Consider the following 23602-nt stretch of genomic DNA (forward strand, 5'->3'; position numbering starts at 1 on the left):
TAGTTGCTTGGTTTTTTATATTTTCGCAAGGCTAATACTACTTAAAGTAGCACTTTTTAAAGTGTATTTGCATCGTTCTAAAATACAGCCAAAAAAATACAGATGAAAAAAATTATTATTGCCATAGATGGGTATTCTTCTACCGGAAAAAGTACCGTAGCTAAACAATTAGCAAAAACCTTAGGTTATGTGTATGTAGATACTGGGGCAATGTATAGAGCAGTTACTTTATACGCAATGCGTAATAATTTAATAACAGATAATTTTTTTGATAAAACTAAGTTGGTAGAAAGTTTAGTAAACATTCAACTAAAATTTCAATTTAACCCAGAAAAAGGCTTTGCAGAAATTTATTTGAATGGAGAAAATGTAGAAAATGAAATTAGAACTTTAAACGTATCTAACTTTGTAAGTCAGGTAGCAACGGTACCAGAAGTAAGAAAAAAGCAAGTAGAACAACAACATTTACTAGGGCAAGAAAAAGGAATTGTCATGGATGGTCGTGATATTGGCACGGTTGTTTTTCCAGAAGCAGAGCTTAAACTGTTTATGACTGCTTCTGCAGAAACTAGAGCACAACGAAGGTTTGATGAGCTAAAACAAAAAGGAGAAGAAGTTACTTATGAAGATGTTTTTGAAAATGTAAAAAGCAGAGATCATATAGATTCTACCAGAAAAGACTCCCCGTTAATTAAAGCAAAAGACGCTGTAGTGATAGATAATTCTGCGTTAAGCTTGGAAGAGCAATTTGAAAAAATTCTTTCTTTGGCTAAAAATATTATAGACCAATAGAGTAATATAAATGCCGTCACAAAAACTTTCTAATTCTTTATTGTATTTAATGGCTATTGGCGCTGGTTTAGTAGTGGCTAATAATTATTACAATCAACCTCTTTTAAGTTTAATAGCTCAAACATTTAAAGTATCAGAGTCTGCGGTAAGTAATATACCACTATTCACACAGCTAGGTTATGCTTTTGGTTTGTTATTTATTATTCCGCTAGGAGATAAATTCAATAGAAAAAAGCTAATCTTAATAGATTTTATTGCCATTATTGCTTCTTTGTTAGTAGCAGCAATTTCTTCTTCCTTATTTATTCTAACAATTGCTAGTTTCTGTATAGGTTTTTCTTCTGTGGTACCGCAATTATTTGTGCCTATGGCAGCACAATTAGCAGGAAAAAAAGATAAAGGAAGAGCTATAGGTATTGTAATGAGTGGTTTGTTAATAGGTATTTTAGGTAGTAGATCTATTAGTGGTTATGTGGGAGAATATTTAGGATGGCGTGAAATGTACTTTATTGCTAGCGGAATTATGCTACTGTATGCTATTGTATTAATTTTTAAACTTCCCAATCTTACTTCAGATTTTACAGGTAGTTATGGTCAATTAATGAATTCTCTTTGGGATTATTTTAAAACCGAAAGTTCTGTTAGGTTAGCAGCGTTAAGAGGAGGGTTGGGTTTTGCAGGTTTTAGCGCCTTTTGGACCACCTTGGTTTTTCTAATGGAAGATTCTTTTAATTACGGAAGTGGCGTAGCAGGTACCTTTGGGCTCTTAGGTATTGGCGGTGCTTTAGCTGCAACTTGGGCAGGGAAATTAAGTGATAAAATAAATAAAAACCGATTAATTACGATAGCAATTCTGGTTATGATTGTAGCTTGGAGTGTTTTTGAGTTTTCAGGTAACTCTATAGTAGGTTTAGTAATAGGTGTTGTTTTTATAGATATGGGTTTACAATCTCTACATATAACCAATCAAAATATTATTTTTTCTAAAAATCCAGAAGCAAGAAATAGAATAAATACCATTTATATGGTAGGTTATTTTATTGGTGGTGCGGTAGGTACAACTACTGGAGCTTACGCTTGGGAAATTTATAAATGGACGGGAGTAGCTACTTTAGGCTTAATTTATACCTTGCTAATACTAGTGGTTCATCTATTCTTTAAAAAACCAATAGAAGTAGATAGCTAATTGTTTGAAAATCAATATTTAGTTAAAATTTATAAATACAATAATTTCATTAAAATGTATTTGTGTAATTATTTGAATATCAAAAAATAAAATGTATTTTTGCAACCCCTTTTTAATGGCTTTATCGGAAAGAGAAAAGGAAAGATAAAAATAATTTATTAAAACTTCTATGTTTTAGCTAAATAATTCTTCCGAAGAATATAGAATACAAATTTATTTATCAGCAATGGCTGAAGAAAACAAAGATTTAGAAGTAAAGAATGTAGCTGGAATGGCTGCAGACTCTCAACCAAAAACAGAAAACGCTGAAAAGTTTTTAGCAGAATTCAACTGGCACAATTACGAAGAAGGAATTGACCCTATTGATGATGAAAAACTAGAAGAGTTTGAAAAGTTAGTAGCAGAAAACTTTGTAGATACTTTAGATGATGAAGTAGTTATAGGTACAGTAATCAACATTACAGATCGTGATGCAATTATTGATATCAACGCAAAGAGTGAGGGAGTTATTTCTCTTAACGAATTTCGTTACAACCCAGATTTAAAAGTAGGAGATAAAGTAGAAGTACTTATTGATGTGCGTGAAGATGCAACAGGTCAATTAGTTCTTTCTCACCGTAAAGCTCGTGTTATCAAAGCTTGGGATCGTGTTAATGCAGCACATGAAGAAGCTACTATTGTTAACGGATTCGTTAAATGTCGTACTAAAGGTGGTATGATTGTAGACGTATTTGGTATCGAAGCTTTCTTACCAGGTTCTCAAATAGATGTGAAGCCAATTAGAGATTACGATGCTTACGTAGGTAAAACAATGGAATTCAAAGTTGTGAAAATCAACCACGAATTTAAAAACGTTGTTGTATCTCATAAAGCACTTATTGAGGCTGATATTGAAGAGCAGAAAAAAGAAATTATTGGTCAATTAGAAAAAGGTCAAGTATTAGAAGGTACTGTGAAGAATATTACTTCTTACGGTGTGTTTGTTGATCTTGGTGGAGTTGACGGTTTAGTTCACATTACAGATCTTTCTTGGTCTAGAATCAACCATCCAAACGAGATTGTTGAGTTAGATCAGAAATTGAATGTAGTAATCTTAGACTTTGATGAGGCTAAGACAAGAATTCAATTAGGTCTTAAACAATTAAACAAACATCCTTGGGAAGCTTTAGATGAAGACTTAAAAGTTGGAGATAAAGTAAAAGGTAAAGTAGTTGTAATTGCAGATTACGGTGCATTTATTGAAGTAGCAGAAGGTGTAGAAGGGTTAATCCACGTTTCAGAAATGTCTTGGAGTACTCACTTACGTTCAGCTCAAGATTTTGTAAATGTAGGTGATGAGGTAGAAGCGCAAATCTTAACTTTAGATAGAGAAGAGCGTAAAATGTCTCTTGGTATTAAGCAATTAACTCCAGACCCTTGGACAGATATTACTACTAAATACCCAGTTGGTTCTCGTCACACAGGTATCGTGAGAAACTTCACTAACTTTGGTGTGTTTGTAGAATTAGAAGAAGGTATCGACGGTTTAATTTACATCTCAGACCTTTCTTGGACTAAGAAAATTAAGCACCCATCAGAATTCTGTAACGTAGGAGATAAGTTAGAAGTTGTTGTTCTTGAACTTGATGTTGAAGGACGTAAACTAAGCTTAGGTCACAAACAAACAGAAGAAAACCCTTGGGATAAATACGAAACTGAATTTGCTGTAGGTACTAAACATACTGCAACAATTGATGAAATGGTAGACAAAGGAGCAACTATCGAGTTTAACGAAGATATTACTGCTTTTGTACCAACACGTCACTTAGAGAAAGAAGATGGTTCTAAACTTGGTAAAGGTGATGAAGCAGAATTCTTAATCATTGAATTCAATAAAGAATTTAAAAGAGTGGTAGCATCTCATATGTCTATTCATAAAGAAGAAGAGGCTAAGATTGTTAAGCAAGCAGCTAAAAAAGCACAAGAAGATAGCAAGCCAACATTAGGTGATGCTAACGCAGATCTTCAAGCTTTAAAAGATAAAATGGAAGGGAAATAATTTTCTCAACATTTAATCCTCAAAAATCCCTTTCGTTTACTCGGAAGGGATTTTTTTTATTCAAGCTATTTTAAAACTCTATTAGCTCATTCAAAATGCAAAAAAGAATAATTTGTTTTTATATTATTCTTTTTTGTATTTTTATACTTCTCTTAAATAAATTAGATATAATTAATATAAGAATTTTAAAATGATAAAAAAAGATGTTTTTGTAATTGTAACCACTGTCATTATTTTTTCACTTATGGCTTTTATTTTAGGTGAAATATACAATTCTGAGCCTTTTTGGGGTGCAGGAATAGGCGGTGCTTTAGGTTGGTTAGGTTTCTATTATTATAGAAGAAAAAAAGTAATCAATAATTAATTTTTAGACATTTAATCCTCAGTATTACTTTCGTTCATTTTTATGAGTTTTTTATCTCATATATTTTGAGCTTTTAATGCTCTTTAGATGTCGTGAAGTATGAAGTTATCTGCCATCATAAATAGATTACCTTCAGCTAAAAATTAATGCTGCTAACTATTTTTCTGTTCGAGCCGGGCTTTCCGTTACAAGTACGCAGCAAAAGCATTAAAAAAATAAAGCCCTTTAAAAAGCTTCTATTGTCGCTTTCTAAAAGGCAAATTTTTTAAGATATTTTGCTTTGCGGGCTTTTCACTACAATCCCTAACAGTTTTTAAATTTGCTGAGAAGAAGTAGTAAATTTTGTTTTTTCAGTTTCAACCTCGTCTTCAGCAGGTGTTTCGGTAGAAGGCTGGTCTTCGTAAAACTCTAACTCATCTGATAAGTTTTGATCACCAAAAAACTGAGCTTGCATTTTCTGCATACGCTCCATCATTTTCTTTCTCATTTCAGCAGGATTCATACTCATCATCGATTCTCCAAAAAAATCATTTTCAAAAGAACTGTCAAAGCCAAAATTGCTAAAACTTTGCATATGCGCTTGCATCATTTTTCTGGCATTTACCATTAAGCTATCCATTTCTTGCGGATTTACTTGTTTGCCATTTACAGATGACCAAGAATAAGAATAAGTAGAGTCTTTTCTAACAAGATTTCCGTGTTCGTCAAACTCTTTGTGTACTTCCCAATTACCGTTAGGGCTTGTACCTTTTACGTCTTCATAATTGTTAAGAGTATTAGCTTTATCTGTCTGTGAATTACAAGAAGAGAAAAAGCCTAAACTCAATAAGATTACTGCTAACTTTTTCATGATAATAACTGTTTTTAAAAATTAAGTATCAAAAAAAATACCATTTTTAAAAATGTCAGTTATTAAAATTTAAGAAGTAGTAGTTTATAGGTGTTTAGAAATAAAAGGGTTATTTTTTTAATTTCATAACAAGTTTAATTACCAATAAGCAAAGAAAACCAACAATTAAACCTACCACAAATTCTGCAACTATAGAAGGTACAGCGTGTGGTATTAAATGGTGTATAAAATCTAAATTATGAACAAATATGCCTCCAGATACAAGTACAAGAGCAATGGTACCAACAATGGTTAAGCCTTTTATTACTTTAGGTAGTGCTGCAACTAAAAGCTTACCTAATTTAGCTTTAAAGCTAGTTTTTGTATCACTATTTTCTATTAAATAATACCCTGCTTCATCCATTCTAACAATAAGAGCAACAATACCATAAACGCCGACAGTAGCTACAAGAGCAATAATACTTACAACAATACTTTGTTCTAAAATAGGCTCTCCAACCACAGTACCCAATGCTATAATTATAATTTCTACAGATAGTATAAAATCTGTTAAAATTGCAGATTTTACTCTCTCTTTCTCAATAGCAAGAATTTCTTTTTTTGTTTTAGCTTCTTGTATTTCTTCTTTTTTAGAATTGTGATGTGGGACAAAAAAATGATAAATTTTTTCTGCTCCCTCATAACCTAAATACAAACCACCTAATAGTAAAATTATGGTTATTGCTATGGGTAAAAATGCGCTTAATAAAAACGCAATAGGCAAAATAATAAGTTTATTAAGTAATGAGCCTTTGGTAATTTGCCAAAGTACCGGTATTTCTCTAGAAGAGGCAAAACCAGATGCTTTTTCAGCATTTACGGCTAAATCGTCTCCTAGAATACCGGCAGTTTTTTTAGCTGCTACTTTACTCATTACAGCTACATCGTCCATCAATGCGGCAATATCATCTAATATTGCAAAAATTCCTGAGGCCATTTAAAAAGAATAAAAGTTATTTAAATTTTAAAATTAAAGAGATTTTATTTTTTTCAATTTAGCTTTCCAAGTATCTAATTGATCTTTGTGCTTTTGTATGTTTTTTAATACATCTCTTACTAACGGGTTAGTTTCGTCTACATTAGAGAAAAATTGCAAGTTATTTTCTAGTTGCGTGATTTCTGCTTTTGTTTCTCCTATTTTTTTGCGTAAGAAATATTCTTCTTTTTCAATTTGTCTGCTATCATCAGCTTCATCTAAGGCTTGCACACGATTTTCGTATTTCATCATTTCTGCCTCTTTTCTGCCAATATCAAGCTTATTAAATAATTGATCTAAAACTTTATTAAACTTACCTTCAATATAACGCTTGTTAAAAGATACTCTCCCTAACTCTTTCCATTCAGAAATTTTAGATTTAATTAGTTTTAAATCTTCATTAGGTTCTCCTTTTAATTCAATAGCTTTTACCTCTTCTAAAAGAGCTTTCTTTTTATCAAAAGCTTCATTTTCTTCTTTATTTTCTTCGTTTTTAACAGCGTGTACTCTATCAAAATAGTGGTTACAAGCATCTTTAAAACGTTTCCAGATTTTATCACTGTCTTTTCTAGGTACATGGCCAATCTGTTTCCAATTAGACTGGATTTTTTTCATGATTGGAGTAGTAGCTTTAAAATCTTCATTATTCTTGTTGTCTTCTGCAATTTCAACAAGTTCTAGTTTCATTTCTAGATTTTTGTACTGTTCTTTTTTCAGATTTTTGTAGTAAGCATTTTTCTTGCGGTTAAAGCTTCTTACATTTTCTTTAAAAGCTTTCCAGGTATCTTCATTAACTTTTAATGGTACTTTACCTGCTTTAAAAAATTGATCTCTTAAAGATTCAATTTTCTTAATTTGTTGTTGTGCTTGGTTGTGAGAGGTAATCTCTTTATCTGCAATTGCTTTTAAAGACTCAATTATTTGAAGTTTTACTTCTAGATTTTTTTCTTTTTCTTTATCTAACTCACTAAAATGAGCTTGACGGTTTTCGTGAATTTTTTTAGTGGCAGCACTAAATTTTTCCCAAATATCTTCTCTATACTCTTTAGCTACAGGGCCAACATCTTCTTTCCACATTTTATGAAGCATTTGCAGCTCTCTAAATGCACGGTTAATGTTAGTTTCTTCTGCAAGTTCTTCTGCACGAGCAATCATTTTTAATTTTTGCTCTAGGTTATGTTTAAAATCCATGTCCCTAAACTCACGATCTAAGTGTAAAAAATCATAAAAATTTTCTACGTGATGGTGGTAGGTGTTCCAAACAGTTTTGTATTCTTCTCTTGGTACTGGACCTGCTTTTTTCCAACGTTCTTGCAGCTCTTTAAATTGGTTAAAATTGGCTCCCATATCTGCGCCAGAACCAATCATACCTTTTAACTCTTCAATAATAGCTAAACGCTCTTCTAGGTTTTTGTTAAGATTTTGCTTTAGTTGTTGGTAGTAGTTGTTTCGTTTTTCACGATAATCAAAATAAACAGAATTAAACTCTTTTTTTACAGGGCTAGAGTAGTGAAAGTCTATAATATTGCCACCTTCTTCTAAGAAATCTTCTTTTTTCTGCTCCATTTCTTCTTCAAATTTCGCATCAAATTCTATTTTAATTTCTTGTACGTGGTCTTTTATATGTTGTACTTTTTCATTTTTAACTAAAGAGGAAAGCTCATCGATTAATTCTTGCATAGTCATGGCGTGGTAATCTTTCATTTCTATACCGTGACGCTCATGAGAATCTTCATCTTCACTATCTTCTGCAATTGCGCTTTCTAGCTCATCATGATGAGAAGCATCTTCTTTTTCTTCTGAAGTACTTTCTGTTTCGGCGTTTTCTTCTTCTAAAGAGCCTTGAGTTGTAAGTTCTTCATTATTATTATCTACTGGTTTTTTCTGAGATTCATCAATCATAGATTGTTCTATTTCAGAATTATCTGCTGTAGTGTTTTGCTGATTTTCAGTAGATTCTGTAGAAGTTTGTTCTTTTTTATTCTCGATTTCTTGTTCTTGAGACTTTTCCTTTTCAGACATATCTTTCAATGTTTAAGTTCATTATTGTTTAGTCTTGAAAGATAGTAACTCCGTAGCTACTCTGCAAAAAAAAGTAAGATTCTTACCGAATTTAATAATTAGGCTTCTTTCCAAATTTGCCAAGAACGTTCTGCTTGGTATTCTAGCATTTTTTGTCCGTTGCATAATTTGCTTCCTCTTGCTTTACCATTTGCAAGAAAAGTACTTAGTGGTGGGTTGTAAACCAAATCAAAAAGAAGGTGACGGTGATCTAAAAATTGATATGGTATTGCAGGGGCTTCATTTAAATTTGGATAGGTGCCTAGTGGTGTGCAGTTAATAATTAAGAATTTTTTATTTAAAATTTCTTCTGTTATTTCTGCATAACTCAAATTGCCTTTTGAAGGGTTTCTAGATACAAATGTGTATTCTATCTCTAAAGATTTTAATGCATAACAAATTGCTTTAGAGGCTCCGCCAGTGCCTAAAATTAAAGCATCTGTATGTTGTTTTTCTAGTAAAGGGAATAGAGATTTCATAAAACCAAAACAATCTGTATTGTAGCCAACTAACCTTCTGTTTTTTATTTGAATAGTATTTACTGCGCCTATATTTGCAGCTTGTTCATCTATTTGGTCTAAAAATGGAAGAATGGCTTCTTTATAGGGAATAGTGACATTTAACCCTTTTAGATTAGCTTCTTTAGAAATAATATCTCTAAAGTTGTTTAAGCTTGGTAAATCAAAATTTTGATAGCTTGCGGTTATTTGTTCTTTTTCAAATTTATTTTTGAAATAATCTCTTGAAAAAGAATATGAAATATCTTTACCAACTAATCCGTATTTATCCATTTACTTTAACGTTTTTATTACCGTAGCGTTCTAAACCAACTACAATTAATATTCCTAAAATTATAAAAACTATAGCAACCCACGTAGAGATTTCATTTAAATGTGGTAAATATCTGTCATAATTATCAAGAATTAAATTACCGTTGGCATCTTTTAAAAAATTACCGTTACTTTCGGTTTTAAATACTTTTTCTTTCCAAGGCCAAACTACCCCAAGAGAACCTGTAATAAAACCAATAATAATGGCATTTGTAGTATTTTTAAAATGTTTTAATACATAACCCAATACGTGAGAAAGAGTAACAAGGCCAACCACAGAACCAGTTGTAAAAGAGGTTAATACTTTTAGTAAGTTTATTCTTTCTGTATTTTGCGTGAAAGAAAAATCTAGTTTTGCGATGTCTGTTAAAGTGTCAAATAGAGCATTTACAGAGTCTACTAAAAGTAAAACATAATTACCAATAAGAATAAGGATAAAAGATCCTGATAGTCCAGGAAGTGTCATTCCAGATACACCTATAACTCCACATAGAAAAACAAACCAAAGATTGTCATTTTCTGTAGCAGGCTCCATTAAACTTATAGCAACACCAGCAATAATACCAAATAGTATAAATAATAAATTACTAAGAGATTTTAATTTAAATGATTTGGAGATAAAGTAGATAGAGCCTATAATCATCCCAAAGAAAGCTGACCAGACATAAAGTTCAAAACGATCAATAAGATAATCTAGAATTTTAGAAACACTAAAATAACTAATAAGCATTCCTAGAATTAGTAGGCTTAAAAATTTACCATTAATATAATGATAAAAACTTTTAAACTTCCCATTTAATAGTAAAAGAAAAGCTTTGTAATTTACTTTTTGTAGAGAATAAATAAACTCTTCATAAAAACCTGCTACATAGGCAACTACACCGCCAGATACTCCAGGCACTTTATTGGCCGCTCCCATAGCTAAACCTTTAAGTACTAAGAAGAATTTATCTTTAAATGTTCGGGTTTGCTGCATTTTCTTCAGGCTTCTGTTCTGCTAATTTCTCTAAAATAAGAATTAATAAGAAACCAGCAATCATTAAAAGTACCGCAAATAAAAGTTGTTGCTCTCCTTCAAAATTCCAAGGTAAAACAGATTTTTCTTCCAGCACAATTACTTTCTCTTCTAGCGTAATGCTGTCTAATACTTTTTTCCAAGGCCAAATTTTGTTTAAAGATCCAGCTATAAAACCTGTTAGAACAGCTAATGTTGTATTTCTATAATTACCAAATAACCATTTTAATATTTTAGAGAAAGCTAATAAACCTATTATGGCTCCCAAAGCAACTACAGCTACTTTTTTTAAATCAAAATCGTGAACTGCTTGTGTAATATTTCTATAAGCTCCCATTAGTACTAAAATAAAGGCACCAGAAATTCCTGGTAATATCATTGCACAAACGGCTACAGCACCACAAAGCAATAGGTAGAAATAACTATCTGAAGATGTTGTAGGAGGTAGGGAAGTAATTAAATAAGCTATTACTGCACCTAAAGTGGTAAAAATAATTGTAGAAATTTTCCATTTTTCAATTTGTTTGGCTACAAACCAAATACTTGCTAAAACTAGTCCAAAAAAGAAAGACCAAATTAATATAGGGTATTCTTTTAATAGGTAGTTAGCTAAACGCATAAATGTAAAAACGCTAAATAAAATACCAAGAAGAAGGGAGAGAATAAACCCCCCATTAAGTTGTTGCCAAAAAGCTTTAAAACCTGATTTTTTCCAGGTTTTAATAAGAGAGGTGTCTATGTTGCTAATAGTGGTTATTAACTCTTCGTAAATACCAGAAATAAAAGCAATAGTACCTCCAGAAACACCAGGAACAGTGTCTGCTGCTCCCATAGCCACACCTTTTAGGGCTATTATTAAATAGTCTTTAATACTTCTTTGCATACGCTAAATTAAAAAGTAAAAGTACTAAAATTACTTTTGAACAAAGCGTATTCTTATAAAGTTGTTTGTTTAATTGGAGTTTTTTTCAATTAAAGCCTTGATGCTGTTTCTTTTAAAAATCTCTGGAAATAACTCTTCTATAATGATAGAATATTCAGCGTCAATTTTTAATGCATTTTTTAAATGATAATAACCTCTTTCGCCTTGGTTAAGGCAAAAATAAAGTCCGGCTAATCTATATTCTATTTCTGCAGTTTCAGGATAAAATTCTACTGCTTGGTACATAGTATCTAATGCAGTTTCAAACTCACCTAGTTTAATAAGTAGGTCACATCTAGTAATCCAAGTTTCTAGCTCGTAATTGCCTAAATCTAACGCTTTTTTATAGCCTTTTTCTGCTTCTTCAATAAAATTAAGTCGCTTGTTTATTTTGGCAAAACGCTTCCAGTATAGAACATTTTCGCTATCTATACTGATGGCTTTATTGATATAATATAATGCTTTTTGGTAATTTAATTTTTTAAGATAAAAGTCTGTAATAGCAATCCACGGTTTGTCTAATAAAGGGTCTTCATCTATTGCTTTGGTGTAAAAATCTAAAGCTAGTTTTGGTTGCTTTGTTTTTTCATAACATTTACCAATTCTTAAATATGCAAAAGCAGTAGGGTCATCTAATTCTAGTGTGATATGATAATTTTCTATAGCTTCTTCATACCTTTCTAGTTTTTCTAAAACTTTACCTTTTTCCATATAAGCTCCTACAAAATAATCATCAGAAATAATGGCAAAATCAAATGCTGTAAGTGCTTTTTTGTATTGTTTTAAATCAAAATATTGTTTTCCAATTTGGTGCCAAGCAACCTCAGAGTAAGGGTGTTTGTCTAAAAATAAATTTAGAAAATCTATTGCTTCTTCTCGTTGTTCTAAAAAGTCAAAACAATAAATAATATTGTACAAGGCTGCATAATCATCGTCTTCTAATTCAAGACATTTCATGTAATAGAGTTTTGCATTTTCATAGTCTTCCATGAACATGTACTCCATCGCCATTAATGAGTATATTTCAGCTTCTTCTGTAGAGAATTCTAAGGCAGTCTCTAAAGTTTCAATAGCCATTTTGTGGTTATCTCTTTTAGAGAATATATTGGCTTTTTGAATGTAAATTTCATCATTAGACGGTTCTAATCTATGTAATTCATTTAAAAGTAAATCTGCTTCTGAAAGTTTGTCTTCAAAAATTAAGATTTCTACTCTAAATAATTTAAGTACGCTTGCGTCTGGGTGCTGCTCTAAGCCCAGTTTAACGGCTTTTTTTGCCAATGCAAACTTACCGGTTTCTAGATAATGAAAGATAATTCCTTCAAATTCATTAGAGTCAAAGAATAAAACATCATTTGTTTTAAGCATAGACTCAAATTTTGAAAGAGAGAAATTGTGGTCTTCGTTTTGACTTAATTGCATACACGAAATTTTACTTATTTCTACTGTATTAAATTTACTATGTAAAACGTACGATTAGCAATCATCGTATTTTTGTTGTTAACAAAGTAATTAACAGCCTATTTTTGTTGAATTTTATCTAAAATAGATAAAATTATATTGCATCCTTTTTTTATTTCTTCTTCAGAAATAGTTAGCGGTGGAGTTATTCTAATGGCTTTATTCTCAAATAATAACCAAAATAAAATTAAACCTTGCTCTTTAGCTTCTAAAATTACTTGATTGGCAATTTCTTCTGATTTTACTATTGCGGCAAGCATTAATCCTTTACCTCTAATTTCACTTATCAAAGGATGAGCCAAAAGCTTTCTAAATAATTTTTCTTTTTGAAGTGTTTCTGTAATTAATGAAGTGTTGCAAATTTCTTTTAGAGTAGCAAGTGCGGCAGCAGCTATTACTGGATTGCCACCAAAGGTGGTAATGTGTCCCATTTTTGGATTGTTACTCAGACTATCCATTATTTCTTCTGATGCTACAAATGCACCTACAGGAAGCCCACCTGCCATACCTTTACCAATTACTAGTATGTCTGGTGTAATATCAAAATGCTCGTAAGCAAATAATTTTCCTGTTCTACCAAAACCAGGTTGAATTTCATCTAGTATTAAAAGAGCGCCTACTTCTTTACATTTTTGTTTAATTTTTTTTAAAAAATTATTTTTAGGCAAAATAAAACCAGCGCCGCCTTGTATGGTTTCTAAGATAACAGCTGCTGTTTTGTCAGTAATACTATTTAAACTTTCTTCGTTGTTAAATTCTATAAATGAAATACCAGGAAGTAAAGGTCTAAATGGTTTTTTACGTTCTTCAAAATTCATTAAACTCAAAGAACCCATGGTGTTACCGTGGTATGCATTTTTGGCAGCAATAATTTCTTGTTTACCTGTATATCTTCTTGCTAGTTTTAGAGCACCTTCAATAGCTTCTGTACCACTATTTACTAAATAAGTTTTTGCATTTGGTATGCTTACTTTTTGGTGCAAAAATTTTGTGTAATTTATGGCTGGAGATTGGGCGTATTCTCCATAAACCATTACGTGCAAGTAATTATTGGCTTGTTGCTGTATTGCTTTAATTACTTTTGGATGGCAGTGCCCTAAACTACATGCAGAAACACCCGCAACAAAATCTAAATGAGACTTGCCATCTGTAGTGTAAATGTAACTTCCTTTGGCAGATTGAACTTCTAGCCCCAAAGGATGAGGACTTGTTTGAGCTTGGTATTTTAAAAAATCTTTATTCAAAAGTTATGGAGTCTTTTGTTTAAATTGTAAAATATTTTTCTTTTTTACAGAAGTACTATCTTGTTCTCTATGCTGAAGTAGTTTGGGATCTAATCTAGAGTTTTTATGTAGCAATTCAGGGTCTTCACTATCTCTATCTTCAAAAAAGTTGCTGTCTTCTTCGGGGAGCGGAATGCCTTTGATTTTAGGTAAATTTAAAGGGCCTTCATCTCTAAATAAATCTTCTTTACTAGTTATTTGCTCATCACCACGCCAATTAAACCCTCTTAACTTTCGGGCATTTTTTGGGAAATCACTTTCTTGGTATAAAATATTTTCTACATCTCTGTAATAGTAAATATCTGTAATAGATTTATCACCAAAAAGTAATTTTATAGAAGAAGAAATTGCTTTATTAATACCTATTAAAGAACCATCATCATTTCTACTATAGTAGATAGTTTCTGTATTTTTTATAAAGTTAGCTTCAGAGATTTGGTTGTCATCTCCAAATAACCCATACATTTCTTTTCCTTTTACTTGGTTATAGCCTTCAATACTATCTTTTTGAATCATAAAAGCATTGTAAAATACTTTTAGGGTATCCATTTTTTCTGTTTTCTTGTCATTTATAAGATGAATGCTGTCACCAGTCATTTGATTATCTCCAGACCAAACTACAGGTTTGCCAATCATTTGGGTTAATCCTGTTTTTTCGTTAATATGAATAGAGTCACATTTACCATTCATATCACTTTTATATAATTTTGAATGATAAAAACCTCGTATAATTCTATTTTCAGGTTTGCCCGTAATCATTAAAGTATCGCTGTGTATATGTATAGAGTCTAACTCTTGTTTCATAGATGCGATTGCTCTTTTGGTAATAAATAAAGAATCTTTATGTCTAAATACTTCTGCATAATGCCCTTTTATAACAGATTGATTTACCGTATCTGTTACTTTAATATTATTGGTGGCAGAAGCAAAGCTCTTAGTTCTATCAAAATAAATACTATCACCTTGTAATTTTCTGTTTTCGTAATTAATGGTAGAGTTTTTTACAAAATAACCTTTGTCGTTTCTTGTATCATAATAACCTCTTTCACAATAAATTTGGCTGGTTTCACTAGTAATAGTAGAGGGGCCATACAAATATGCATTTCCTGTAGCTGAATAAAAGTCTAATTGTTGAGAGTTAATTATGTAATCTGGATTGGTAACCACCACATCTTGTTTAAAAGAATATTTTTCATCTTTCATAAAATAGTGGCCTATTACGCTGGTAATTGTGCTAGCAGTATCTTTTACTTTACCACCACTTCTATAAAAAGACTGTTGTTTTACCCTGTCAAAAAAAAGTGAATCTGTAGTAAGGGTAGTACTTGGAGTTTTAAGTTTTACATCTGTGCTTGCAAAGGCAAATTTTGTTTGCCCGTTATATTCTGCATAATCACTGGTTAAATTAATAGTATCACCTTGTTTCATTCTTACATTACCGTAGGCTTTAAAAAAGTCTGATTCTTGGTAAAATACTGCTTGGTCACACCAAACCTCAATCCCTTCGTGATTAAAATAAACTTGTGTATCTATTTTGGCTAAAATAAAGGCTCCAGGGTATTTTTCTTCATCTTTATAAGAGCGGTCACTGGTATAATCTATTTTCTTGGGTTTGTTTTCTTGGGCAAATAGCCCTAAGGAGAGTAATAAGAAAACTCCAGTTAAAATATGTTGGATAATTTTTTTCAACAGATAAATTTTATTCAAAAATAAACAAATGTTTTTTCTTGTTGGCAATAATCAAAAAACGCTCCAAAATTTTTTTTGAAGCGTTTTTTTTGAAATATAATAATAAACTAAGATTATCTCATGATGGTTTGCTTTCTATCTGGTCCTACAGATACCACTTTAATTGGTACTTGTAATTCTTCTTCTACAAAAGCAATGTAGTCTTTAAATTCTTGCGGAAATTGAGATTCATCTGTCATTTGCATTAAATCTTCTTTCCAACCTTTTACTTCTTTGTAAATAGGAGTAAGGTTTTCTTCTTCTATGTTATATGGTAAATGAGTTATTTCTTCTCCTTTGTACTTGTAGCCTACACAAACTTTTAAAGTTTCAAAACCACTTAATACATCTCCTTTCATCATCATTAACTGAGTAACTCCATTTACTTGTACGGCATATTTTAATGCTACAAGGTCTAACCAACCACATCTTCTTGGTCTTCCTGTTACTGCACCAAACTCGTTTCCGTTTTTAGCCATGGTTTCTCCATCTTTATCAAATAATTCTGTAGGGAACGGTCCGCTACCTACACGAGTAGTGTAAGCTTTAAAAATACCGAAAACTTCGTTAATTTGATTTGGAGCTATACCAAGACCTGTACAGGCACCTGCAGCAGTGGTGTTACTAGAAGTTACAAATGGGTAAGTACCAAAGTCTATGTCTAATAAAGAACCTTGGGCACCTTCTGCTAAAATGGTTTTATTTTCTTTTTGTGCTTGGTGTAAAAATTCTTCAGAATCAATAAACTTAATTGATCTTAAAGTTTCTACAGCCGCAAAAAATTCTTTTTCAAGATCTTCTAGGTCATATTGAATATCTACATTGTAATAAGAAATCATAGACTCGTGTTTGTCTGCTAGATTTCTGTATTTTTCTTTCCAATCACTCATCTCTAGATCACCAAAACGTAATCCATTACGTCCTGTTTTATCCATGTAAGTTGGTCCAATTCCCTTTAGGGTAGATCCTATTTTCGCTTTTCCTTTAGAAGCTTCAGAAGCAGCATCTAGTAAACGATGGGTTGGTAAAATGATGTGTGCTTTTCTAGATATAACTAATTTTTTGTTATAATCTATGTTGAATTTGTCAAGACCTTCTAGTTCTTTTACAAAAACTACAGGGTCTACCACAACTCCGTTTCCAATAACATTTAATGAGTTTTCATGAAATATTCCTGAAGGAATTGTTCTTAAAACGTGTTTTATGCCATCAAATTCTAGTGTGTGTCCTGCGTTTGGACCACCTTGAAAACGCGCAATAATATTATAATTTGCGGTGAGAACGTCTACAATTTTACCTTTTCCTTCGTCTCCCCACTGAAGCCCGAGTAGCAAATCTACTGCCATAAATAAAGTTTATTTGGATGTTTTTTTAGTTCCGTAAAAATATAAGGAGTGGTTATTGATTTCTATATCAAAAACCTCTTCAATTGTTTGTTTAATAGACTGTATTCTTGGATCACAAAATTCGATAACTTCTCCAGTATCGGTTAAAATAACGTGATCATGTTGTCTGTCAAAATAAGACTTTTCATACTGAGCTTGGTTTTTACCAAATTGGTGTTTTCTTACTAAACCACATTCTAGTAAAAGCTCTATAGTATTGTATAGTGTAGCTCGACTTACACGATAGTTTTTATTCTTCATGGTAATGTACAGAGATTCTATATCAAAATGCTCTGAACTATCGTATATCTCTTGAAGAATAGCAAAACGTTCTGGTGTTTTACGGTGTTTTTTTTCTTCTAAAAACTTTGTAAATACGTTTTTAACTACTGCTTGGTCGTTTTTCTGTTTTTCTGTTTCTTCCATAATTCTGCCTGCAAATTTAAACTTTATTCACGGGTAACCTTATCAATTCCGTTTATTTTTTTCAAACGATCCATTAATTTTTTTAGAATGGTCTTATTTTTTACCACAACTGTAATCTGTCCTTTAAAAATACTATTAAGACTTTCAAAAGAAATTTTACGCATATCTACGTGTAAATTGTTAGATATTTCTTTAGTAACTTCACTTACAAGTCCTAAATTATCTAATCCATTTAACCTGATTACTGCTGTAAATTCTTGTTGCGAAGAGTCTATCCATTTTGCTTGAATAATTCTATAGGCATAATTACTTTGAAGCTGAATGGCATTTGGGCAGTTTTTTTTGTGCACTTTTATACCATCGTTAACTGTAATAAAACCAAATACTGGATCTCCTGGAATAGGGTTGCAGCAGTTTGCTAGTTTATATTCTAGTTTTTCTTCTTCTTGACCAAAAACAAGTTGATCGTAATTTTGAGTTATCTCTTCTTTATCTATGTCTTGCGGAACGCTGGCTTTTCTAATTTTATTTTTAAAGAAAGAAACAAAAGCGTTACTTCTAGAAGCTGCAAACTCTTTAAGTTTAGTATTGTCTATAGTGCCAATACCAACTCTATAAAATAAATCTAGACTAGTTTTTATTTTAAAGTATTTTACAAGCTCTGCAATGGTTTTGTCGTTAAATTGTATTTTTTGAGCTTTTAACTTTCTTATTAAAATTGCTTTACCATCTTCTGCAATTAGTTTTTTCTCATCTTTTAAAGATGACTTTATTTTAGATCTTGCTCTTGCGGTATTTGCAAAATCTAACCAGTTATTGGTAGGTTTTGCTTTTTCTGATGTAATTATATCTACTTGATCTCCGCTTTTTAATTGATGGCTTAATGGTACTAGTTTACCATTTACACGAGCACCACGTGTTTTTAAGCCAATTTCTGTGTGTATGCTAAATGCAAAATCTAATGGAGTAGCACCTTTTGGTAAAGATTTTAAATCTCCTTTAGGTGTAAAAACAAAAATTTCTTTAGAGTAGAGGTTTAATTTAAATTGCTCTACAAAATCTACTGCATTTACCTCATTATTTTCTAAGGCTTCTTGTAGTTTGTTTAACCATTGGTCTAGATTTTCATCTCCTTCTTCATCTTCATTTTTGTATTTGTAATGAGCGGCATAACCTTTCTCTGCAATTTCATTCATGCGCTCACTTCTAATCTGCACTTCTACCCAACGGCCTTTTGGCCCCATTACAGTGATGTGCAAGGCTTCATATCCTGTAGATTTAGGTGAAGAAATCCAATCTCGTAAACGTGTTGGGTTAGGCCTAAAGTGATCTGTAACTATAGAATAAATTTTCCAGGCTAGAAATTTTTCATCTTCTGGAGTACTTTTATAAATAATTCTAATTGCAAACTTATCGTACACTTCATCAAAAGTGATGTTTTGCTTCAGAATTTTTTTTCTAATAGAAAATACAGATTTAGGTCTTCCTTTTATCTCGTACTGTAGTTTTTCTTTGTCTAGAGAGTCGGTAATAATCTTTGTAAAGTCTTTTATATAAAGATCTTGGTCTTCTTTACTCTCTTTCATTCTAGTTAAAATATCCTGGTACACTTCTGGTTCAGTATATTTTAAACTTAAATCTTCTAATTCTGTTTTTATATTATAAAGCCCAATTCTGTGAGCTAAAGGTGCGTAAATGTATAGCGTTTCAGAAGCAATTTTTACTTGCTTATCTGCGCGCATAGAATCCATCGTCTGCATGTTATGCAAACGATCTGCAATTTTTATAATAATTACCCTAACATCATCATTAAGGGTAAGTAGCATTTTTCTAAAATTCTCTGCTTGTAGAGAAACATCTCTTTCTGGTTTTAGGTGGCTAATTTTGGTTAATCCGTCTACAATTCTAGCTACGGTTTCTCCAAACATTTGCTCGATATCATTCAGCGTATATTCGGTATCTTCAACTACATCGTGTAGTAGGGCCGCAGCAATAGAAGTAGCATCTAAACCAATTTCTGAAGCTACAATTTTTGCAACCGCAATAGGATGAAAAATATAAGCTTCTCCAGATTTTCTGCGTTGCTCTTTGTGTGCATCTACAGCAGTTTCAAAAGCTTGCCTAATAAGTGTTTTATCGTCTTCTGTTAAAGTACGATAACTTATACGCAGCAACTCTTTGTATTGCTTGGCAATTCTTTTGTTTTCTTGTTCTATTTCTTCTTCCGTCAAAATCATACCACTAATATAGTAAAGTAAACTATTATTTCAGCTTTAAATTTTTAATTCGTTGTAAAAGACTAGGGTGCGAATAATGAAAGAAAATATAGGCTGGATGCGGAGTTAGGTTACTTAAACTATTACTAGATAGTTTTTTAAGGCTACTTATAAGTGGGGCGCTGCCAAAAGTTTCTTTGGCATAATTATCGGCTTGATATTCAAATTTTCTGCTTAAAATATTCATTAACAATCCTGTAATTTCTGATATTGGAGAATATAAAATACCAAAAGCAATTAACCCAATATGAAAACTTACCTCTTCTACGCCTAATGCTTGAGAGAGTAGTGGACTGCTAATAAAAAGTGATAATAACCACAGAGTAAACCCAGTTGTAATTATTCCTACAAAAAGATTAAAAATAATGTGTTTCTTTTTGTAATGACCAACTTCGTGTGCTAATACTGCTACAATTTCATCTTCCTCTAAATCATTTACAAGTGTATCAAAAAGCGTAATTCTTTTTTCGCTACCAAAGCCAGAAAAATAAGCATTGGCTTTGGTGCTTCGTTTAGACCCGTCTATAATAAAAATTTTATCTAAGGTAAAGCCTACTGTTTTTGCGTAAGCTTCAATTTTTGTACGTAAAATGCCTTCTTCTAACGGAGTTTGTTTGTTAAATAGTGGTACAATTAATTTACTGTAAAACATATTCATTACAATAGAGAAAACTGTAATTAATGCCCAAGCATAAATCCAAAAATTATCTCCTGCAAATTGATAAAACCATATAATTAAGGCTAAAATTCCGCCGCCAAGAACAGCCATCATTAGCCAACCTTTTATTTTGTCTAGAAAAAAGGTTTTTTTAGTGGTTTTGTTAAAACCAAATTTCTCTTCAATTACAAACGTACTATAATAAGAAAATGGGGTGGTAAGAATATCACTCCCAATCATAATTATTCCGAAGAAAATTAAAGCAATTAAAATTAGATTATCGGTTATAGATTTAGCAATAGCATCTACCCAAGCAAAACCTCCTAAAAAGAAAAATGCTAAAGTTAGAATTAACGAAAAACTAGAGGTAAGTATCCCGAATTTGTAACGTGTTTTTTTATAAGCTTGGGAGCGTTCATACTCTTTATCTTCATAAACATCTTCTAGCTCTGCTGGCAATTTATCTTCAAAATGTTTTGCGTTAAGGGCATCTAAAACTTGATCTACGATAAAATCGAGTAATAAAATAGCAATGATGATATAAAAAACTGTTTCTGCAGTCATATTTTAAAATTGTAATGTGTAATTTTCTAGTTGTTTAATGAGATGTTGAATCTAGTTCAGCATGACGAATTAAGGGTTTATACCTAACCTCATTTTATAAAAGTCTAATTGAATTTCCGTTGTCTTTTAGCTTCAAAAATTAAAATTCCGGCCGCAACAGAAACGTTCATCGAATCAATCTCCCCTTGCATAGGGATGTGAATATTTTGCGTAGCATTTTTTCGCCACTCTTCACTTAATCCGACAGCTTCTGTGCCAACAACAATTGCAGATGCTTTGGTGAAATCTTGTTTAGTGTAAATTTCAGAATCTTGTAGAATAGCCGAATAGATAGCTACCTTTTTTTCTTGTAAAAATTCAATTATTTCTGAAGTGGTTCCTGTAGTGATTTGATTAGTAAATACACAACCAACACTAGATCTAATAATATTTGGGTTGTATAAATCGGTTTTTGGGTTGGCAATAATCACTGCATCTACTTTGGCAGCATCTGCAGTACGTAAAATAGCACCAATATTTCCTGGTTTTTCTGGAGCTTCTGCAACTAGAATTAAAGGATTTTCTGTTTTAAATTGAAGATTGCTTAACTCGTGAGATTTAGTTTTTGCAATTGCCAAAATACCTTCTGTACCACTTCTGTAGGCTATTTTTTTATATACTTCTGTAGTGATTTCTGTAAGTAAATGTTCTGTAAATTGAAATTTGAGTAGTTTCTCTTCTTTTATTAAATCTGGACAAAAATATACTGCTGTAAACTCGTAATTTGCTTTTTGAGCTAATTGAATTTCTCTAATACCTTCAATTAAAAAAAGACCTTCTTTCCTTCTTGTTCTAGATTTTTCTTGAAGCTGAAGAATTTGTTTTACAGTTTTATTTTGAGTGCTGCTTATTTGCTTGCGCATAGGTTGAATTTCTAGCGCGTAAAGGTAATGATTTCTATAAATATAATAAGATTTTAAATTTTACTAATGCTGGTGAGTACGAATGAAAAATCATTTAAAAAAGTTGTGTAATTTCTTTGGTAAATAAAATAACCTTTCGGTATATTTAGGTTTTAACATAAATTTTTGATGTTTATTTATTTTTTTAAAAAACTAAGCTTAGAGAAATCATACTAATTAATTAACCGAAATCATTTAAAATATAATTTTAGAATTTAGATAAATAATTAACTAGCTGAATAGAAAACTAGTTTTATAATTTTAAATAATTGTAACAATGAAATTATTTAATATCTTACTGAATGAGAAGGTTCTCTTTTTGAATTTTATCATTTTTTTGAGCATTAACTCATTAGCACAGACGGGAAGGGTAGAATTTGGAACGAAGTATTTAGGAATGTCTCTTGATACTTCTAGGGTTAAAATGCCTGAAGTTATGGATCATGTATTAATGCATGATAGCAATTCTAAAATAGCACTAGCTGGTGATGAATCTTATTTTACACTAGAGTTTAATGATAAGGGAGCTATAACATCTTATATTCCAATGATGGAGATAGACCATCACAGATTATTACCTAAAGACTACATTATGTTAGGTGAATATTTATTTAAAGAAAATATACTTTATGAGACAAGAAGCATTGGTAAAGAAAAATACTATGTAAAAATGAATATTTCTCACAAATGGGAGTTAATAGATGAGTATAAAACTATTTTAGGGTATAAATGCCAAAAAGCAAAAACGCACTTTAATACAGGTAAAAGGGTTATACCTATTATTGCTTGGTTTACCATAGATATACCAGTTAGCTATGGACCATATAGATACTTTGGTTTACCGGGTCTTATATTAGAAATAAAAGAATTAGGAAGACTTCATTATGCAAGAAAAATAAACTTGAATAAAAAATATAATCTTCGTTTTCCCGATGAAAAATTTTTAATTACAAAAGAAGAACTTAGTAAACTATACTAATGTGTTAAACAGATATTATTTAAATGAAGATGTGTGTGTATAAGTTTCAGATTAAAATCAACACCAATGGTTGTTTTCTTTCCATTCTTTTATTTTTTCCAATATTAGTATTTAGTCAAATTTCAGGTGAAATTGAATTTGGAACGGAATATTTAAATATGGCTATTGATACGTCTAAAGTGACAGGAGAAGAAGTGAAAGATTTCTTGGTAATGCAAGATAATACTGCTAAACGGGTTTTAGCAGATGATGAAACATACTTTACCGTTAAGTTTAATTTAGTTGGAGCTCATGTAGAAAAAGTAAAAATGATGGATTACAACAATTCTTTACTTCCTACCGATTTTATAAATATAACAGAACTGTTTTATAAAGATTCAAAGTTGTATATCAATAGAAATATTGGGAAAGATAGATATTATGTAGATTTAACTGATAAGTATCACTACAATTGGAAACTTCACTCAGAATATAAAACTATCTTGGGATATAAATGCCAAAAGGCAACAACCAATATGCCTACTGCAAAATATAAAAGAGAAGTAGTAGCTTGGTTTACCACAGATATTCCTGTTAGTTACGGTACATCTCGATATTATGGCTTGCCTGGTTTTATTTTAGAACTACATGAAATGGGAAGAATGCACTACGCAAGAAAAATTAAATTTAAAGAAGATTTGAAAATAGATTTCCCATCTGAAGATCTACTTGTAACAGAAGAAGAGTATAAATCTTTTTTCAAATAAATGTTGTTAAAAGCTGCTTATAAAAATATTACAAATTTCATTAAACCGAAGAAGACTTATTTTTTCTTCGGTTTATTTTATA

The 23602-nt window shown here is 31.3% G+C and carries 20 protein-coding genes; 6 read left to right on the top strand and 14 right to left on the bottom strand.

Features of this window, described 5'->3' with window-relative positions:
• The first annotated feature begins 102 nt into the window (after window positions 1-102).
• From cmk to BUC03_RS15190, 4 genes are all read left to right on the top strand, one after another.
• Window positions 103-792, top strand: coding sequence for a (d)CMP kinase (gene cmk, locus BUC03_RS10160; RefSeq protein WP_073151309.1), 690 nt, complete (start codon window positions 103-105; stop codon window positions 790-792).
• Between the two features lie 10 nt (window positions 793-802).
• The gene (locus BUC03_RS10165) at window positions 803-1978 is read left to right on the top strand and encodes an MFS transporter (protein ID WP_073151311.1); all 1176 of its coding nucleotides are present in this window, start codon (window positions 803-805) and stop codon (window positions 1976-1978) included.
• A gap of 226 nt (window positions 1979-2204) precedes the next feature.
• Entirely contained in the window at window positions 2205-4016 is a 1812-nt protein-coding gene (rpsA, locus tag BUC03_RS10170; RefSeq protein WP_073151314.1) for a 30S ribosomal protein S1, read from the top strand.
• Window positions 4017-4206: 190 nt separating this feature from the next.
• Window positions 4207-4380, top strand: coding sequence for a hypothetical protein (locus BUC03_RS15190; RefSeq protein WP_159432710.1), 174 nt, complete (start codon window positions 4207-4209; stop codon window positions 4378-4380).
• A 313-nt stretch (window positions 4381-4693) separates the two neighbouring features.
• On the opposite strand, the gene BUC03_RS10175 is transcribed toward BUC03_RS15190, so the two are convergent.
• From BUC03_RS10175 to BUC03_RS10240, 14 genes are all read right to left on the bottom strand, one after another.
• Entirely contained in the window at window positions 4694-5230 is a 537-nt protein-coding gene (locus BUC03_RS10175; protein ID WP_073151317.1) for a hypothetical protein, read from the bottom strand.
• Between the two features lie 109 nt (window positions 5231-5339).
• Window positions 5340-6206: a DUF808 domain-containing protein gene (locus tag BUC03_RS10180; protein ID WP_073151319.1), complete on the bottom strand. Its 867-nt coding sequence runs from the start codon at window positions 6204-6206 to the stop codon at window positions 5340-5342.
• Window positions 6207-6239: 33 nt separating this feature from the next.
• Complete coding sequence (locus BUC03_RS10185; protein WP_073151322.1) at window positions 6240-8267, bottom strand: DUF349 domain-containing protein; 2028 nt, start codon at window positions 8265-8267, stop codon at window positions 6240-6242.
• Window positions 8268-8365: 98 nt separating this feature from the next.
• Window positions 8366-9097 (bottom strand): shikimate dehydrogenase family protein, encoded by a 732-nt coding sequence (locus BUC03_RS10190; RefSeq protein ID WP_073151325.1) that lies wholly within the window; start codon window positions 9095-9097, stop codon window positions 8366-8368.
• The gene (locus tag BUC03_RS10195; protein ID WP_073151328.1) at window positions 9090-10112 is read right to left on the bottom strand and encodes a DUF368 domain-containing protein; all 1023 of its coding nucleotides are present in this window, start codon (window positions 10110-10112) and stop codon (window positions 9090-9092) included. Before BUC03_RS10195 ends, BUC03_RS10190 begins: the two co-directional genes overlap by 8 nt.
• Entirely contained in the window at window positions 10090-11034 is a 945-nt protein-coding gene (locus tag BUC03_RS10200; RefSeq protein ID WP_073151331.1) for a DUF368 domain-containing protein, read from the bottom strand. Before BUC03_RS10200 ends, BUC03_RS10195 begins: the two co-directional genes overlap by 23 nt.
• 69 nt (window positions 11035-11103) lie before the next feature.
• Window positions 11104-12495, bottom strand: a complete 1392-nt coding sequence (locus tag BUC03_RS10205; protein ID WP_073151334.1) for a tetratricopeptide repeat protein — start codon at window positions 12493-12495, stop codon at window positions 11104-11106.
• Between the two features lie 98 nt (window positions 12496-12593).
• Window positions 12594-13778: an aspartate aminotransferase family protein gene (locus BUC03_RS10210; protein WP_073151337.1), complete on the bottom strand. Its 1185-nt coding sequence runs from the start codon at window positions 13776-13778 to the stop codon at window positions 12594-12596.
• 3 nt (window positions 13779-13781) lie between these two features.
• Window positions 13782-15506: an OstA-like protein gene (locus tag BUC03_RS10215; RefSeq protein WP_073151340.1), complete on the bottom strand. Its 1725-nt coding sequence runs from the start codon at window positions 15504-15506 to the stop codon at window positions 13782-13784.
• Window positions 15507-15619: 113 nt separating this feature from the next.
• A complete protein-coding gene (locus BUC03_RS10220) occupies window positions 15620-16891 on the bottom strand; it encodes an adenylosuccinate synthase (RefSeq protein WP_073151343.1) in 1272 nt (423 codons plus the stop codon).
• A 9-nt stretch (window positions 16892-16900) separates the two neighbouring features.
• The gene (locus BUC03_RS10225) at window positions 16901-17356 is read right to left on the bottom strand and encodes a Fur family transcriptional regulator (protein WP_073151346.1); all 456 of its coding nucleotides are present in this window, start codon (window positions 17354-17356) and stop codon (window positions 16901-16903) included.
• A 23-nt stretch (window positions 17357-17379) separates the two neighbouring features.
• Window positions 17380-19587 (bottom strand): RelA/SpoT family protein, encoded by a 2208-nt coding sequence (locus BUC03_RS10230; RefSeq protein ID WP_073151780.1) that lies wholly within the window; start codon window positions 19585-19587, stop codon window positions 17380-17382.
• 31 nt (window positions 19588-19618) lie between these two features.
• The gene (locus BUC03_RS10235) at window positions 19619-20854 is read right to left on the bottom strand and encodes a M48 family metallopeptidase (RefSeq protein WP_073151348.1); all 1236 of its coding nucleotides are present in this window, start codon (window positions 20852-20854) and stop codon (window positions 19619-19621) included.
• Window positions 20855-20958: 104 nt separating this feature from the next.
• Window positions 20959-21756 (bottom strand): TrmH family RNA methyltransferase, encoded by a 798-nt coding sequence (locus BUC03_RS10240; protein ID WP_073151351.1) that lies wholly within the window; start codon window positions 21754-21756, stop codon window positions 20959-20961.
• 316 nt (window positions 21757-22072) lie between these two features.
• Between BUC03_RS10240 and BUC03_RS10245 the strand changes: the two genes are divergently transcribed.
• On the top strand, window positions 22073-22774 hold the full coding sequence (locus BUC03_RS10245) for a GLPGLI family protein (protein ID WP_073151354.1): 702 nt from the start codon (window positions 22073-22075) through the stop codon (window positions 22772-22774).
• Between the two features lie 29 nt (window positions 22775-22803).
• Window positions 22804-23520, top strand: coding sequence for a GLPGLI family protein (locus tag BUC03_RS10250; protein WP_073151367.1), 717 nt, complete (start codon window positions 22804-22806; stop codon window positions 23518-23520).
• The last annotated feature ends 82 nt before the right edge of the window (window positions 23521-23602 follow it).

Origin of the sequence: Mesonia phycicola (assembly GCF_900141885.1) — a bacterium.
Lineage (GTDB): Bacteria > Bacteroidota > Bacteroidia > Flavobacteriales > Flavobacteriaceae > Mesonia > Mesonia phycicola.